This is a genomic window from Gammaproteobacteria bacterium, from assembly GCA_028817255.1.
GTDB lineage: Bacteria > Pseudomonadota > Gammaproteobacteria > Porifericomitales > Porifericomitaceae > Porifericomes > Porifericomes azotivorans.
This window is the reverse complement of record JAPPQA010000037.1, coordinates 1-16,465: the sequence shown is the minus strand read 5'-3', so window position 1 is coordinate 16,465 and position 16,465 is coordinate 1. Positions and strand designations below refer to the sequence as shown.

Here is a 16,465-nt window from a genome sequence, read left to right as displayed (position 1 = left end):
TCAAGCCGGTCAACGTAGTTTCTGTCAATGTCCAGGCCGCATCCGCGTCCAGACCCATCAACCTGCTGCCGTAGCTGCTGCGCAGTTCGCCGATGCCGCTAAAGGCGCTGACACTCACCGCACCGACCACCGTCACAGCGCCGCCGAAATTGTTCGCGGTCAGCGTCACAGCGCCGCCGCCGAAACCGTCCGCGGTCGGCGTCCCGCTCAGCGGTACCGTTACCTCTACGTCTCTCGCAAAGCCCAGCACGTCCGCCCCCGGGCCGCCCGCCACCGTGCCCGTCACGCTGCCGGCCCTCTCCAACCTGAAGGTGTCCGCGCCGCCGCCGCCCATCAAGTCGCCCGTGTGCGCCGCGCTCACCGTGAAGGTGTCCACGCCGGCGCCGCCCCGCAGATTCTCCACCTCGCTAAAGGACACGCTCTGCGTCCCCACCGTCAGCGTCCCCGCGCCGGCCCCCGTTACCGCCCAGGTCGAACCGCCCGAGGGGCCGGCGATCGCCTGCGTCCCGCTCATGCCGCCCGTCGCGCTCACGCTCATGGCCGCCAGGGTCGCGCCGCCGAAGTCCAGATTCCTGCCGAAGTTCAGCGCCAGCGTACCCATGGCGCCGCCGTTGATGCTCCCGGCCAGCTGGATGTCCCGCCCCGCCTCCAGCGTCAGGGCGTTCGCCGTCGTCCAACTTAGATCGAAATCGCCAGCCACTACGATGTCCTCGCCGCCCGCGCTCGCCGCCGAGGTGCCGATCGTCACGCCCGCCATTCCCAGCAGCGTCGCCAACTGCTCATCCGAGAAGCGATCCGGGCCGTCCGTGTCGTCCGGCGCGGGCGTCGCCGCCATGTCGCAGCCGGTCGTGCCCTCGTGGCACAGATCCACACGCCCCGGGTCCAGCAGCAGCCGCCCCGCCCGGCCTTGCGGCGCGCGCAGATCCGCCAGCCCCCGCATGTACAGATGCTCCCGCCCCGAAACCTCCGCCGAGCCGCCGTTGCCGCCCCGCGCGCCGCCGCGGGCGCTGATGCGGCCCGCAAAGCGCGTGGTGTCGTCCGACCACACGACTACCGTGCCGCCATCCCCGGTCTGAGCGGCGCCCTGGCCGCCGTCCGCGCGCAACAGTGCGCCCCGCTCCACCGTAGTACGGCGCGCGTTGCGTATGCCCGCCTCGCCGCCCTGCCAACCGCCGCCTACCCGGATTTCGCCGCCGTCCGCGCCCCCGGAGGCGTCGGCCCGCGCGCCGGCGCGCAGGTGCACCCGGGCGGCCAGCAGGCGAATGTCGCCCCCCCGCGCCAACAAGCCTCGCGCCAGCGTACTCCCCGATACTTCCAGCGTGTCCAGCGCCTCCAGCAACGCCGTGCCGCCGGCGGCGCCCGATACCTCGATCTCGCCTCCGTGGCTCACCGTGGCGCCTTGCAGTTCCACCGTGCCGCCCCGCGCCGAATCGCCTGGCGCCCGCCCTTCTCCGGCGCCGGCGCCTGGCGCCGCTATGCGCCCCGTGTGGTTCACTTGCGCGCCCACCAGGCTGACCACGCCGCCTTGCGCCTCCGCGGCCACCGCTTGCACGATGCCCCCGTTGTTCACCACGCCGCGCAATACGCCCGCCGCCTCTTGCAGGCCCAGCGCCACGCCGCCGCCCTCCACCGTGCCGTCGTTGCGCACCGCGCCCGCTGCCGCGCCCTGTTGCAAGGCGAAATTCAACAACCCGTCGCCGTCGAAGTCCACTGTCATCCGTTCGCCCGCCGCCAACGTTACCCGCCCCTGGCGCGCCAGGATCTTCCCCTCGTTGACCGCCTCGCCGCCCGCCAGGCCGATGCCGCCCGCCGCCGCCTCCAGTACGCCCGCGTTGCGCACCGCGCCCGCCGCCTCGCCCCGGCGCGACAGCACGTAGCGCCCCGCCAGAAAATCCTCCTTCTCCATCCAAAGCCCCGACGCTACCAGACTGCCCACCGACACCCGCGCACCGCGACCGAAAAACACGCCGTGCGGGTTCAACAACCAAACCCGGCCCCGCGCCGTGACCCGGCCCCAAATCTCGCTGGGCTTGTGGTCGTAGATGCGGTTCAGTACCGAGTGCCCGGCGCTCTCTTGCGCAAAGTGCACGGACTCGTCCCTGCCCACGTCGAAGCGGTCCCAGTCCACCACCAGATCCCGGCTGGACTGCTCGACTACCGTGTCCTTGCCCGTGCGAATGCTGCCCTCGCCGCCCACGATGCGCCCCCCTTGCGGCTCCGCCGGCGCGCTGCCAAAGACCATCGTCAGGGCGCAGACCAGGGCGGCTCGCGGCAACCGGCGGTAGCGGCGCAGACAGGAATGGAGGCGTGCCAAGGCCGGGGCGCCGGCCCTGCGCCAAAGGCTCCAAAGGCTAAAGAGGCCGGCTGCGCCCGCGCACCGCGGGTTCCGAATGCCGCGACGCCGCCCCGGCCCCGATTTCATTGCCTTGTCCTCAGCGCCATCGGGATCATGAAGAGAAAGAACAAGAGTGCCGCAGCGGCGTAGCAAACCAGCAAAATGACCACGGCAACCGCATAAGCGACGGGGAAGAGCGCCAGCGCGGCCCCGTACCTGGCATAGGCGGCGCCCCGCGCGCGCCAGCAGGAAAGGGAAAATTTGCACGGACCGCGTTCCTTCGTTTCCCGCAAATTGGATTGGAGCGACCGGAATCGGCCCCACAGCGACCGCCCGATGTCCTTGAGCAGAAATTGCATCTCCTCTACGGCGTCCTGCAACCCCTCCCGCAGAACCTTGCCCATGGAACGAAGCGTCTGGCGCAGCGAAACGGCTGTTTCCGCGGAGTCCATTTTGCAACGGCGCTCAGAAGCGGCGCACGACGCCGACGGCGAGTACGGGGTCCCGTTGGAAGGTCTCCGGGCCATCGCCGAGGTCGCGGAACTCGCGCTCCAGGTCGGTCCGCGGATTGGGAACAGCTCTGCGGGAACCGCCGAGGCTAGCGGCGCCGCTGTCGTTGACGCGGAAGGCGCAACTCCCGGCTACTCTACCATCCATGGTGGGGGACCTGTACAGACGGCCCCTAAGAGACCGAAGCGAACTGCAAAAATTGGGGGGGTACAAAAAGCGATTCATAAACGGCGTTATCCTTTTTTGCGGCGGCACTTTTCTGCCGCCTTCTGCCCTGAATTGATTTTATCTCGTCCCCTGCAAAGCCCTCCGTTAACTGCCTTACTTGCAGCGGAAAAGAAACCCGCTACCGTTATGACATTGCCCGATACGCGACATAAAGTCTGTAAATCTAGCCGTAAAACAAGAGAATGTCAAATCCGGGCTCTGCCTTACAGACTCTGCCAAGGGATTTTTCAAGCGGCGGCACCGGTTCTCGCAGGCACTGGGAGAACCGACCCGTCCGCCAGCTTCCCTCAGGGAAACTCCCGCGTCTGGAGACCACAGGGGCGCCGGTTTCTGTAGCGAGCCGGGCCGCCGCCCTCTTTACCCGGGGCCGCGACAGGGCGGTACGGCCCTGCTTTTTCTACCCGCCTCCCCCCTTTCCTGGAGGGAACCGTATCTGCAGGAGATCCAGTCCAATCGTCCCCTGGGGGCACGTCTCCCCCAAGGGGACATTACCGCTTTGGAAAAAAGGGGACATTTCAGCTTTGGTTTGACACACTATTTTTTTGCTATTGCGGCCCCTGTGCCGCTGGATTAAGATAGGGGATTGTACGCGCGCCGCCGGCGCAGCGGCATTTCGCTCATTCTTTACGAAAGATAGTCCGAGGACACCTTGCGACACTACGAGATCGTATTTCTGGTCCATCCCGAGCGCAGCGACCAAGTAACCGCCATGCTGGCGCGCTACCGTGCCCTGCTGACCGACGCCGGCGGCAGGCTGCACCGTATCGAAGACTGGGGACGGCGACAGTTGGCCTACCCAATTCAGAAGGTGCACAAGGCATCCTATGTGCTGATGAACGTCGAGTGCGATACTGCCACCTTGGGCGAGCTGAAACATGCCTTCCATTTCAACGACGCCGTGATCCGCCACATGGTGGTGCGCCGTAAAGAGGCGGTAACCGGCGCTTCGCCGCTAGCCCGCGAAAAGGAAAAGGACAAAGACCGGGCGGAGCGAAGAGCCGCCTCCGCCAAAAACGAAGAAGAGCTGGCGGCGGCAATGGAGACGGGGGAGAGCCCGGAAACATCGGAACAAAAGGATACGAGTGGGACGCCCCCCTCCGAGGCTGCGCCAGGCATAACCGCGGCAGCGGAAACGGAGGCGACGGCGGAGGAATCGCAGGACGAGGAATCGCAGGACAAAGAGGCCGCGGCGGAAGAAGCAGAGCCGGAGCCGAAAGCGGACGAAGCCCCCTCTCCGGACCGGACATAGCCCCGGATACAAGCGGCAAGAAGCGAACAAATGTCACGATATTTCAGGCGCAAACGGTATTGCAAGTTCACGGCGGCAGGGACCCGCGAGATCGACTACAAGGACCTGCAAACGCTGCGCAACTATCTCAGCGAGACAAACAAGATCCTTCCCAGCCGTATCAGCGGCACCAGCGCCCGCTACCAACGGCAACTGTCCCTGGCGATCAAGCGCGCCCGCTACCTGGCCCTGCTGCCCTACTCCGACCACCATTGACCGTCGGCCCCGCGTGCTGCGCCGGCTAGCCGCATACCTGGTACGCGGACGCCTTGAGGCCGCATGCTGGGGCGGGTCGCTGCTGGCATTGGCCGTACTGCTAGGGGGATTCCAACTGCTGGTCATCGCCAGCGGCGTACCTGCCACCCTCGCCGCCCTGCGCTCGGGGCCATGGCCGGGAACGCAGGTAGCGCTGGCCGGCGCCGCCATCGCCGTGTTGCTGTTGGCGCTGTTCGGCAACTTGGCTCTGCCGCTCTGGCTGGCCCTGCTGCTCTGGCTGGCGGCCCTGGGTTGCGCGCTGGTGTTGCGGGAGACGGAATCGCAAGGATTGATGCTCGCCGCCGCAACCGCTGTCGCCATTCTATTTTCCCTGACGGTGCGCCTGCTAACCGGAGACCCGGAACTGCTATGGGGCCCCATGGTCGAGAAATTGCTGGCGCAACACATGCCGAAAAGCCAGGAATTGGCCGCCCGGGTGCTGCCCCTGTTCAACGCAGCCATGGCCGGGACCCTGCTGTTAAGCGCAGCATGCACAGTCTGGATCGCCCGCTGGCTACAGGCCGTGCTGTATATGCCCGGCGGCTTCGCTCGCGAATTCCGCCGCTTGCGCCTGCCCCGCGCGCTGGCCCTGCTGCCTCTGGCCCTGCTGCTGTCCCCAACCCATTCCGAGGCGGCGCGCGCCGTACTGCAAGACCTGCTGATCCTGACGACCCTGGCCTACCTCCTGGCCGGGGTCGCGGCCCTGCACGACTGGGCAATGGCGCGGGCACTGCCTGGCGGCACGCTGCTGATCTTCTACCTGTTGCTGTTCCTGCTGCTGGCCATCACGCCCGTGCCGCTGCTGACGCTCGCGGGGGTAGGCCTATTTGCCTCGCTGCGCAGCCCAAAGGAAAAGCGCCCGAGCTGAACAACCTATTGCGTCGGCCCCGGCCTGCTTTTGCGCGGGCGCGAAAGACGCGAAAGAAACTCCTCCTCCGACACCACCTGAGTGCCATATGTACCGGACTTCTACGCACCGCACGGCGGCCGGCGCCATGGCAGGCCGCGCACGGCAACGAGGAGGGACGACCGCGCTACCCCCCGCGCCCCATCCGGCGAACGGCAGCGCCGCGTCGAATCAAGGCCAGTAGCGGCCGCCGCCGTCGAACAAAGAACGGCCGCTTACGGTCTCTGCCGGGATCCCGCGCATCACCACGTCCCAATGCTCCACGATCAGGCCGTCCTCCAGGCGGAAGATATCCACCGCCGCGGCGCTCATGGGCGCCCAGTCGTTGCCCCGGTCCCCCTTCTTGAGAGTATAGTGGCTGTGCACGAAAACCAGATTGCCCTCCGCGCCGATGCGCTTGATCTCGGCGTGAATCTCGGGAAACTGCGCAAACCAAACGTCGCGGGCCATCCGCTTCAGGCCCTCGCGCCCGTTCGGCTCCATCGGGTTGTGCGCGATCCAATCGGACGCCATCAACTCGTCCAGCGCATCTGTATTCTTGTCGTTGATAAACTTCTCCATATAGCGCACCACGACAGCCTTGTTCGCCTCCTCCACCGCGGCCGAGGTCTCCCGGAAGCCGCCGCCGTCGAACATGGTATTGCCGTTGACCGATTCCTCCTCCGGCACCGTCTGCGCCACCTCCCAGTGCTCCGCGATCAAACCGTCGCGCAACAGGAAGATATCCGCCAGGGCGACGCTGGGCTGGGCGCGATCGTTGCCCCGGTGTTCCCTCGCTACGGTGACGTGGCTGTGCACGAAGACCAAGTTGCCGTCTGCCGCCATACGCTTGATCTCGACGTAGTACTCCGGCTTTTGCGGGAACCAGAGCTCCCGGAAGGCGGCCGCCAGGGCCTCGCGCCCGTCTGCCTCCCGCGGACTGTGTTGCGCCATATCCTCTGCCACGGTCTCCTCCAGCACCGAGTAATCCTGTTCGTTGTAGAACCGCCAGTAGCGCAGCACCACCTCTTTGTTCGCCGCCTCGCGCGCTGCCGCGCCGCCGGCCCCGTCCGCGCCGCCCGCGATGCGTTGCCACCAGGCGCAGGAAGAAAGCGCGCCCGGCAGCAGCAACGCCGCCGTCAGCGCCGCTACGGTACGCGCCGCCCCGGGGGGATTCTCATGTGGCATTAGACGTCTCTCCGCGCAGGTTCGCTATGAAGAAATTTTTTATACCCGGTATGGCGGAGAGAGAGGGATTCGAACCCTCGATGAGGTTTATAGCCCCATACTCCCTTAGCAGGGGAGCGCCTTCAACCACTCGGCCATCTCTCCATAGATTCAGCATACCCGCCGCCAGAATGCGGGTAAAGCGGCGTCCGCTCAGGAAGACTCCGCAGGGGGCGCCCCTGCGCTGCCCTCCTCAGCGCTGTCGCCGGCGCTTGACATAATCTCCTTCCGCACCACCTTAATCTCCGGCGGGGCGATGATACCGATCCGTACCTGCTGGCCGCGGACATCCAGTACCCGCACTTCGATATTGCCGTTAATTATCAAACTTTCATCCCGTCTGCGCGTCAGTATCAACATGGCCCTGCTCCTTTCCTCCTTGCTTCGATTGCCTCCACAACACGGAGACGGGAGCAATCGGCATCAATCATTCGCTTTCTCCAGCCCAAAGGCGCGGTGCAACGCCCGGATACCCGTCTCCATGTGTTTTTCCTCGATCACCACGGAAATCTTGATCTCCGAAGTCGAGATCATCATGATGTTGATCCCCTCCGAAGCCAGTACTTCGAACATGCGGCTGGCGATCCCGGCATGCGAGCGCATCCCCACCCCAACCACCGCGATCTTGACGATGCCGTCGTCGCCGCGCACGTCCGCGGCGCCCAGCCGCCCTGCAAGCCCATCCAGGATCTCCATGGCCTGCCGGTAGTCGCGCCGGTGCACGGTAAAGGTGAAGTCAGTAGTGCGGTTCTCGCCTACGTTCTGCACGATCATGTCCACCTCGATCCCCGCCCCGGCGATGGGGCCCAGGATTTCGTGGGCGATGCCGGGCTTGTCCGGGACTCCGAGCAGCGTGAGTTTCGCTTCGTCCTGGTTGTGCGCGATGCCGGAAATGAGCGGCTGTTCCATATCTTCTCGCTCCCTTTCGATCAAGGTGCCCGGCCCGTCCGCAAAGGACGACAGCACCCGAAGAGGGATATTATATTTGCTTGCGAATTCTACGGCACGAGTCTGTAGCACCCTGGCGCCCTGACTCGCCATTTCCAGCATCTCTTCGTAGGCGATACGACCCAGCAGGCGGGCATCCGGCTCGATGCGGGGGTCGGCGGTATAGATCCCCTCCACGTCGGTGTAAATGCGGCATTCCGCCGCTTGCAGGGAGGCGGCCAAGGCGACGGCGGTGGTGTCCGAACCGCCGCGGCCCAAGGTGGTGATGTTGCCCTCGGGGTCGGCGCCCTGGAAGCCGGCGACGACGGCAACCTTACCCTGCTCCAGGTCGCTTTGGATGCGCCGCGCCTCGATCCCGACGATGCGCGCCTTGTTGTACCGGCCGTCCGTGCGGATACAAGCCTGGATCCCGGTATAGGAGCGCGCCGGACAGCCGCGCTCTTGCAAGGCAATCGCCAGCAGGGCGATCGTTACCTGTTCCCCAGTGGACAGCAGTACGTCCAGTTCGCGCGGGGCGGGGTGCTCGGCGAGGCCGCGCGCCATACGGCACAGCCGGTCGGTATCGCTGCCCATGGCCGAGACTACCACGACCAGCCGCCGCCCCTCCTGCCAATGGGCGGCAATGCGACTGGCAACCGCGCGGATGCGGCCGGTGTCGGCGACAGAACTGCCGCCGTACTTGTGCACGTGCACGCTCATGGCAGGGGGCGGTGTGCGAGCTGGACCCGGGACCGCTACGCGCCCTCTCCGCCGGCGCCGATGCGTTCCCGCACCCATTCCGGGACGCTGTCCAGCGCTGCCGTCAGGGCCGCGGGGTTGTCGCCGCCGGCCTGAGCCATATCCGCCCGCCCGCCGCCGCGGCCGCCAACCTGCAACGCGACGAAGTTCACCAGCTCCGATGCCCGTATCCGGTCCGTGCTGTCGCGGGTCACGCCCGCCACCAAAATCACTTTGCCCTTGTCCGAGACGGAAGCGAGCACCATCGCCGCCGTGCCCAGACGGTCCTTCAGCCGGTCCACCGCCTGGCGCAGGGTCTGCGGGCCGGCATCCTCCAATTGGCGCGCCACGACCTTAATCCCTCCGATCTCGCGCGCCCCGGCGACAAGGTCTTCGCCGGCGGCCTGTGCCAGACGCGAGCGCAGTGCCGCCAGCTCCTTCTCCAACGCGCGGTTCCGCTCCAGCAGGCGGCCCACCTGCCCTTCGGCGTCGGCGCTCCCTAACAGGCTGGCGACCTGATCCAGGCGCTGCGCAGCGAGCGCCGCCCAGTCCAGGGCGCCGTTGCCGGTCACGGCTTCGATACGCCGCACCCCGGCGGCGACTCCCGTCTCGGCGACGATCTTAAACAGGCCGATGTCGCCGCCGCGGTGCACGTGCGTGCCGCCGCACAATTCCCTGGAAAAGCCGCCTCCGATCTCCAGAACCCGGACCGGGTCTTCGTATTTCTCGCCGCACAGGGCAAGGGCGCCGGATGCCAACGCCTGTTGCAGCGGCAGATTGCATACGCGCGTCTCTGCGTTTTGCAAAACGACCTCGTTCACCCGCCGCTCGATATCCCGGCACTCTTCCGGGGTCAACGGCCGCGGATGGGAGAAATCGAAGCGCATCCGGTCCGGCGCGACCAGGGAGCCCTGTTGCGCCACATGCGACCCCAACCGCTCGCGCAGGGCGGCATGGAGCAGATGGGTGGCGGAGTGGTTGCGCATCGTATCGTTGCGGCGCCGCGCGCATACCTGCGCCTGCAACCGTTCCCCCACGCGCAGACGGCCCTCGCGCACGGCGCCGATATGGACATGGGAACGGCCCAGTTTCTGCGTGTCTTCGACAGCAAAGCGTCCCTGCGGCCCCAACAGTTGCCCCTGGTCGCCAACTTGACCACCGGACTCGGCGTAGAACGGGGTGCGGTCCAAGACGGCGTTGCCGGCCTCTCCCTCGCGCAGCTCCGGCACCTCCTTGCCGTCGCGCAACAGGGTCAGCACGACGCCCTCCCCCTCCAGGGTCTCGTAGCCCAGGAATTCGCTGTCGTGTCCGCAGCCCGGCAGCGCCTCGCTGGGAACGAAGCGCTGCGCCCGGCGGGCGCGGCGGCGCTGCGCTTCCATCGCCCGTTCAAAACCCGCCTGGTCCAGTTCCAGACCGCGCTCGCGGGCAATATCGGCCGTCAAATCCGCCGGGAAGCCGTAGGTATCGTACAAGCGGAATACGGTCTCGCCCGGCAGGCGGCCGCCATCCAGGCCGGCCAGGCATTCTTCCAAGTGCCGCAAACCCTGCTCCAGGGTCTCGCGAAACCGTTCTTCTTCCCGCAGCAGGCTGTCGCGGATCCGCGGCAACGACCGCGTCAGCTCGGGATAGACTCCGGCCATCGCCTCCGCCAGCGCATCCGTCAAGCGATGCAGGAAGGGCTCCCGAAAGCCGAGGCGCTGCCCATGGCGCGCGGCCCGGCGCACCAGGCGGCGTAACACATAGCCGCGTTCTTCGTTGGACGGCAAAACTCCGTCGGCCACCAAAAAGGCCACGGCACGGACGTGGTCAACCACCACCTTGCGCGAAACGACATCTGCCGCCGCGGCCGGCGCCGCCGCCTCCCGCATCCCGTCCAGCGCCCGCAGCAGGGGGATAAACAGGTCCGTTTCGTAATTGTCGCGCACGCCCTGCATCACCGCCGAAATCCGTTCCAGCCCCATGCCGGTGTCCACGGCCGGGGACGACAACGATCGCAGGCTGCCGTCCGCGGCACGGTCGTACTGGGCGAACACCAGGTTCCATATCTCTACGCGCTCCTCAGGCGCGGACCGACCGGGACCATAGAAGATCTCCGTGCAGGGGCCGCAGGGCCCGGTCTCGCCCATGGACCAGAAATTGTCCTCGTCGCCGCCAGACTGCAAACGCTCCCGGTCGAGGCCGATCCGCCGCAGCCACACCTCGGCGGTCTCGGCGTCATCGCGGTGAACCGTGACCCAAAGCCGCTCTTCCGACAGGGCCAGCTCGCGCGTCAGAAATTGCCAGGCGTAGGCAATCGCCTCTTCCTTGAAATAATCCCCGAAGCTGAAGTTTCCCAGCATCTCGAAGAAGGTATGGTGCCGTGGGGTGTGGCCCACGTTCTCCAGGTCGTTATGCTTGCCGCCAGCGCGCATGCAGCGCTGGCAACTGGTCACGCGGGTAGAACCGCGCCGCTCCCGCCCCAGCAACGAGCCCTTGAACTGCACCATGCCGGCGTTGGTAAACAGCAGGCTGGGATCCCCGTCCGGCACCAGGGAGGAAGAGGGTACGCGCACATGGCCGTGCCGCTCGAAAAAGGAAAGGAACCGCTCGCGGATTTCACCGCTGTTCATGGCCTGGAGACCCGGGCGGCGGCACCTCGGCAGCGGCCAGCGCGGCGCGAATCTGCCCGGCGGTAAAACCGCGCCGTTGCAGGAAGGCCCACTGCCGCGCCCGCTCCGCGGCAGAACCCGGCCGCTCCCGGCCAAAACGCAGGCCGCGTTGCGCGCCGGCCAATTCTTCCCAGTCGCAGTCGGCGACATGCAATCCTTCCTCGATCAGCTCGTCCGGCACCCCCCGCCGGCGCAATTCGTGGCGTATATGCGCCGGTCCGTAGCCGCGCCGAACCCGCTCCCGCAGATAGCTCTCGACATAGCGCCGGTCGGATTGCAGGTCTTCCTCCTGCAGTTCCGCCAGTACGCGCGCGACCTCCGCGGCCGGGAAGCCCCTGTCGCCCAGCTTGCGCGCCAACTCGCGCGCCGTGTGCTCGCGCCGCGACAACAATCCCACGGCGACCTCCCGAACGCCGCGCCGCAACGGCGGGCCTCGTCGGGACCACCCCACCGCGATGCCGCGTCAATGGTCCTTGCGGCGGCGGGAGGCGGCGGCCGGCGGCTTTTTCTCCGCCGCCTTCGCCGGCGCCGCCGCCTGCTCCCCCGCCGACGGGGCGGATGCGTTCAGCAACCGGGCGCGCAGTTCCCGTTCCAGCGCCGCCGCCTGCTCCGGGTGCTCGCGCAGAAAGGCCCGGGCGTTCTCCTTGCCCTGCCCGATCCGCGCGCCCTGGAAGCTGTACCAGGTGCCGGAACGCTCCAGCAAGCCTTCCCGCACCCCCAACTCGAGCAACTCTCCCTCCCGCGACACCCCCCGGCCGTAGAGAATATCGAAGTGCACCTGCTTAAACGGCGGCGCCACCTTATTCTTGACCACCTTCACCCGGGTCTCGTTGCCAATCACCTCCTCCCCCTTCTTGAGCGTCCCGACCCGGCGGATCTCCAGACGCACGGAGGCGTAGAATTTCAGCGCGTTGCCGCCGGTCGTGGTCTCGGGATTGCCATAGGGCACGCCGATTTTTATGCGAATCTGATTGATAAAGATCACCAGCGTCCCGGACTTGCCGATATTGGCGGTGAGTTTGCGCAAGGCATGGGACATCAGGCGCGCCTGCAACCCCACATGGCTGTCCCCCATGGCGCCCTCGATCTCGGCACGGGGGGTAAGCGCCGCAACCGAGTCAATCACCACCACGTCCACGGCGCCGGAGCGGACCAGCATGTCCGTGATCTCCAGGGCCTGTTCGCCGCTGTCCGCCTGGGATACCAGCAGATCCTTGACGTTCACGCCCAGCCGCTCCGCGTATTGCGGGTCCAGCGCATGCTCGGCATCCACAAAGGCCGCCGTGCCCCCGGCTTTCTGCGCCTCCGCGGCCACATGCAACGCCAGGGTAGTCTTGCCCGAAGACTCCGGGCCGTAAATCTCCACGACCCGCCCGCGCGGCAGACCGCCAATCCCCAGGGCGATGTCCAGCGCCAGGGAGCCGCTGGGCACCGCGTCCACATCCATCGCGACGTCCACATCCCCCATACGCATAATCGAACCCTGGCCAAACTGCTTTTCGATCTGGCTCAGAGCCATACCCAGGGCCTGCTGTTTTTCCTGTTCCATTTGCGATTTCCTCCTTGAACCTGATTCAATGCGGGGCAACGGGATTATCCCACAAAACCGGCAAGGCTCAACCGCCAGCGACGCACGGCGGCGCCCGGGAGCGCGGGTAAGGGGCTAGAAGAGGCCGCCGCGCCGCCGATACGGGCCGGGGCCGCAGGCGGCGGTCAGCCCGCCGGCGGGACCAATCGGCGATGGAGGGCGGCACGAGTTTCTGGGATTTGCCGCTTTGGCGGGCGCCGAGGCCGAGCGCTTTTACGCCGACCCGCACAGCCGGGTGTTCACCGCCCGCCGCGAGGCGGCGCATTTCACCGCCAAGGTGGAACCCCACAACCGCCCTGCGGCGATTTCGCCGTTTGCCAGCGGCGCCACCGGCTCAGGCGGGGAAATCCGCAACACGGCCAACGGGAAATGGCGACAGCCTTCGACGACGCCGGTGTCAACCACGCACGGCGAAGGCCGGGCCGCCGCCGACTTCGCGCACTTGGCGCGCGCTACAGACCTGCCTGCGCTTCGCCGACCACCGCGGCCGCGCCTGCGAGTCCTACCCCGCCAACCCCAACGGCTCCCCCGGCGACGCCACCGGCTTCACCAGCGAAGACGGCCGACTCGCCATCATGATGCCGCACCCCGAGCGCGTGTTCCGCGCCGCCTGCAACCCCTGGCGGCCGTCCGGCGCGGATGGCTGGGGTGAATACAGCCCATGGATTCGTATGTTCAGGAATGCGCGGGGTGGGTGGGGTGAGGGGTTGTCTGCCGTGTTACTCTTTCTCAACCTCAAGGATTGCCTTTATGTCGTCAAGGTGGACTCCCACAAACTTTATGCACCCCTCACGGTCAAACTCAAGAGGCAGTTCAAGGTCGTTAAGGGAAGCGAGTTTCTCTGGCAAAACATCCAGTTGTTGGGTTGCAACAACATATTCGTTAAATTTTGCCGCGCATGTTGGGCAAAGTGCAAGGTAATTTTCGTCCATTTCCTGCTCTAAATTTGCAAGCAATTGCACGGTTTCAAAGTAGTATTCCTTATTCTTTTTCTTGAAAGGCATCGTCTCGTTGCAAAGTTGACAAATAAGTTCTCCATTTTGGTTCGTGTAAAAGTTTTTCAGATACTCTCTGGCCTGACTTTTATCCTGTGTAGTGCGGACAAGCTTTTCTTTTCCCTCTATAATTTTTTTGGGTGCTTTCCGTAAACGTTCTTTCAAACGCTGTTTGCGTCGATTTGGGTCTTCACTTTTTCTTGTAGGAAAATCAGGTTTTCGATTTTCATTCTTCCATCTCTCGAATCCGTCAGGATCTTTTTTCATTAACTCAACAAATTCCTTTATTTTATCAGGGGAACATCCAAACCGTTGAGCCGCCTCTTTATCACGCTGAAATTCGGCACTATTCCTTTCTATTTCCAATCGCTTACGCTTGCCAAATTCAACGGCATCCAACCATTTTGCTCCAGTCTCAAAGGAAAAACCGCCTGGAAGCAATTCCACAACAGCATCGGCAGGTTTTTCAAAAATATACTCTCTATTGTTTTGTTTTTGCGGAACCCATTTACCGTCTTTCAGTTTGTGGACAAACGTAGATTTCCCGTATTGGCAACTATGGGAAAGATTCATGCGATACACGGCTTGTAAGTATTCGTCATGATTCGCTAATCCAGCCATTGTATCCCAAATAAGTCGGGATTTTTCTAAATTGGGGTCGCGCAAAAGTTCATCAAACTCTTGGAGATTATAATCTTTGTCTATTGTATTATAATTTTCATTGCCGTATCTTTGCTTTAATCTGTCACTTTCCGGGTGGTCCCATGGAATTGTTGTTTTTCGGGGCTCCAATTCCGTCCGCGCTCCGACATTTTTCGCAAACGCCGCAATTTTTTCGAGGTCAATCTTGCAATTTTCATAATCGGCGGATAATGCCCAAGGTGATGTTTGCGAGTTTTTTTCATGTTTATAATAGGCAGAAAGACCGGTTTCATAGAAAGGCGAATCAAGGTAAACGTCTCGGGACTGCCCCCACTTTCCATGAGCCAGTTTAAATATGAAATAATCTCTAAACAGAGATTTTTCTGAAGGATATTTTTCCAAAAAATCAATGAAAAGTTTTATGTCGTTGATTTTGGGTTTAAGATTTTTATTCGTGTAATTTCGATTTAGCATTGCTTCAATTCGTTCCTTCTCTCCAACTTCTCTAACTCCGATTCTCTTAAGAAATTTCTTTGCCTTTTCCATCCGATCTTGATTGTTCCCAGCGGTATAAACTTCCTTTGTAACTCTTGGCATTTGCTCGTCATGTTCAATATCTGCATCCGGGAAATAGCAATCTTTCCCTATGCTGTATTCCTCATTGCTCAAGCGCACAATACGATAATTTTCCATCTTTATATCGTGACACGAATCGCCCAGTAGCACATATAAATTCTGATGCCATTCATCAGATTTTTCTTTCAGCCATTCTGGTGCAAGGTCAGAATCTTTCGGCAATTTTTCCAATAAATCGCCTGATGTCCATTTCGTAATACTATGCAGGGACAGAAACTTATCTTCTCTTTGATTCCCTTGTGGCGGGTTGGCTATCCACATAGAATTAGAAGTTTCTTTGTCCAAAATCCTCGCCAAAGTTTGGTCGTCTATTAAGTCGGACAACTGCTTCAGCCCCCTGAAAACATTGCTTGCAACAGCGTGACCGCCCTGCTTCATAGGCGTTAATTTTTCCTTTTTGAACTGCTCAACCAATCTCTCCATTATCGGTTTATAAAACTTGGGCAGACTGTCCTCTTCATTGGGAAGTGTCGCCAAAAAACCTACAGTTAACAAACCTTGGTTGCGTATAGTAGCCATTGATTTAGCAATTAATTCCGCCAGATGATCACGCAATTCATCGTTTTGTTCACTATCGCGTACACTGTCACGCGCAACGGTTGAGGCAAAGGGGGCATGAAGATGAAAGCGAAGGTTGGATGTTTCTTTTTCAGCAGGGAAATATATGCAGACTTGTCCAGGTTCCAGCGATTTCACTTCCCACTCGTCAATTAATTTTTGCTGACCTTTTTTCTTTTCTCTTTTTGTTTTCTCCAAGCCAAATGCAACGGCGATTCTGCAATCCTTGATTCTGCTTTCATCATCAATCTTAACATTATTTTCAAAGTAAAGAAAAAAAGATGAAATCGGCTTTGATTCTTCAGGATGTTTAACCGCAATTTCAAAACGGGTTTCAGAGATTTTCTTTCGTTTGATAAATCCCGAGGTTGAGTCGGGCAAGCAGTATTTTATTTCCTGAATTTTACTGAGAAAAAGTAACGCACCTTCATCAAGCATTCGAAGATTTTTATCCGTTTCTTCACAAGCTTTCTCCGCAGACTTTTTACTATTGTTGAAAGGCAAAAGGAAACAGGTTTCTTTCTTGCCAACAGAAAGCATCAGGTTTTCTGATCCTATGTCGGGCACAACCATATCTTTGATGCGAAAATGAAAATGACCAGAGACAATTTCGGGAGTGTCCGTATAGGCAAATACCGACTTAAATCCGACACCGAATTTTCCTATGCTGGTAGGATCGTCTCGTTTAACGCTTTTGCCGATGCTTGTAATGGAATCCACATCTTCAAAAGAAAATAACCGCCCCCCGTTATGCCTGAATTCAACGCTTTCATTGTTGAGAATAAAATTAACTTTAGTCGCCCCGGCATCTTCGGCATTTTGCAGTAGCTCATAAATAAAATGCGCATTATCAGGATACAGCTCCGTCAGCAATGATTTAATACCATCTTCAAAATCATTTTCCCGATTGGCTTCAACCCATCTTGAACGCCTTTCTATCAGATCTTTCATGCGTCTCTTCTCTTCAGGTGTCATGACTCGTTCTCCACACCCAAAACCCCGTA

General features: G+C 61.9%; 13 protein-coding genes, 1 tRNA gene and 2 pseudogenes. 4 read left to right on the top strand and 12 right to left on the bottom strand.

From position 1 onward, the window contains the following. The 3 genes from OXU43_01945 to OXU43_01935 form a co-directional block, all read right to left on the bottom strand. Window positions 1-2,314, bottom strand: a 2,314-nt coding sequence (locus OXU43_01945) for a filamentous hemagglutinin N-terminal domain-containing protein (GenBank protein ID MDD9823927.1), incomplete at its 3' end; no start/stop codon positions are given. 104 nt (window positions 2,315-2,418) lie between these two features. Then, window positions 2,419-2,787 (bottom strand): hypothetical protein, encoded by a 369-nt coding sequence (locus OXU43_01940; GenBank protein MDD9823926.1) that lies wholly within the window; start codon window positions 2,785-2,787, stop codon window positions 2,419-2,421. Window positions 2,788-2,800: 13 nt separating this feature from the next. Next, entirely contained in the window at window positions 2,801-2,992 is a 192-nt protein-coding gene (locus OXU43_01935; GenBank protein MDD9823925.1) for a hypothetical protein, read from the bottom strand. 730 nt (window positions 2,993-3,722) lie between these two features. Between OXU43_01935 and rpsF the strand changes: the two are divergent. From rpsF to OXU43_01920, 3 genes and pseudogenes are all read left to right on the top strand, one after another. Beyond that, window positions 3,723-4,052, top strand: a pseudogene (gene rpsF, locus OXU43_01930) (30S ribosomal protein S6). 300 nt (window positions 4,053-4,352) lie between these two features. Further along, a complete protein-coding gene (rpsR, locus tag OXU43_01925) occupies window positions 4,353-4,577 on the top strand; it encodes a 30S ribosomal protein S18 (protein MDD9823924.1) in 225 nt (74 codons plus the stop codon). An 88-nt stretch (window positions 4,578-4,665) separates the two neighbouring features. Then, the gene (locus tag OXU43_01920) at window positions 4,666-5,484 is read left to right on the top strand and encodes a hypothetical protein (GenBank protein MDD9823923.1); all 819 of its coding nucleotides are present in this window, start codon (window positions 4,666-4,668) and stop codon (window positions 5,482-5,484) included. Between the two features lie 210 nt (window positions 5,485-5,694). On the opposite strand, the gene OXU43_01915 is transcribed toward OXU43_01920, so the two are convergent. From OXU43_01915 to OXU43_01880, 8 genes are all read right to left on the bottom strand, one after another. Next, on the bottom strand, window positions 5,695-6,690 hold the full coding sequence (locus OXU43_01915; protein ID MDD9823922.1) for a nuclear transport factor 2 family protein: 996 nt from the start codon (window positions 6,688-6,690) through the stop codon (window positions 5,695-5,697). 51 nt (window positions 6,691-6,741) lie between these two features. Next, window positions 6,742-6,834, bottom strand: a tRNA-Ser gene (locus tag OXU43_01910). Between the two features lie 48 nt (window positions 6,835-6,882). Then, the gene (locus tag OXU43_01905) at window positions 6,883-7,089 is read right to left on the bottom strand and encodes a carbon storage regulator (protein ID MDD9823921.1); all 207 of its coding nucleotides are present in this window, start codon (window positions 7,087-7,089) and stop codon (window positions 6,883-6,885) included. A 63-nt stretch (window positions 7,090-7,152) separates the two neighbouring features. Then, a complete protein-coding gene (locus tag OXU43_01900; protein ID MDD9823920.1) occupies window positions 7,153-8,376 on the bottom strand; it encodes an aspartate kinase in 1,224 nt (407 codons plus the stop codon). Between the two features lie 35 nt (window positions 8,377-8,411). Next, the gene (gene alaS, locus OXU43_01895) at window positions 8,412-11,003 is read right to left on the bottom strand and encodes an alanine--tRNA ligase (protein ID MDD9823919.1); all 2,592 of its coding nucleotides are present in this window, start codon (window positions 11,001-11,003) and stop codon (window positions 8,412-8,414) included. Further along, window positions 10,990-11,439 (bottom strand): regulatory protein RecX, encoded by a 450-nt coding sequence (locus tag OXU43_01890; protein MDD9823918.1) that lies wholly within the window; start codon window positions 11,437-11,439, stop codon window positions 10,990-10,992. Before OXU43_01890 ends, alaS begins: the two co-directional genes overlap by 14 nt. 66 nt (window positions 11,440-11,505) lie before the next feature. Then, complete coding sequence (gene recA, locus OXU43_01885) at window positions 11,506-12,591, bottom strand: recombinase RecA (protein MDD9823917.1); 1,086 nt, start codon at window positions 12,589-12,591, stop codon at window positions 11,506-11,508. 252 nt (window positions 12,592-12,843) lie between these two features. Further along, window positions 12,844-13,035 carry a hypothetical protein gene (locus OXU43_01880; GenBank protein ID MDD9823916.1) on the bottom strand — a complete coding sequence of 64 codons (192 nt, stop codon included), beginning with the start codon at window positions 13,033-13,035 and terminating at the stop codon, window positions 12,844-12,846. Here OXU43_01880 and OXU43_01875 point away from each other — a divergent pair. Then, window positions 12,945-13,331 (top strand): annotated as a pseudogene (locus tag OXU43_01875) (phosphoribosylformylglycinamidine synthase subunit PurQ). The gene OXU43_01880 and the pseudogene OXU43_01875 overlap by 91 nt on opposite strands. Before the next feature lie 18 nt (window positions 13,332-13,349). On the opposite strand, the gene OXU43_01870 reads toward OXU43_01875, so the two are convergent. Continuing rightward, complete coding sequence (locus OXU43_01870) at window positions 13,350-16,436, bottom strand: hypothetical protein (protein MDD9823915.1); 3,087 nt, start codon at window positions 16,434-16,436, stop codon at window positions 13,350-13,352. Window positions 16,437-16,465 lie beyond the last annotated feature (29 nt).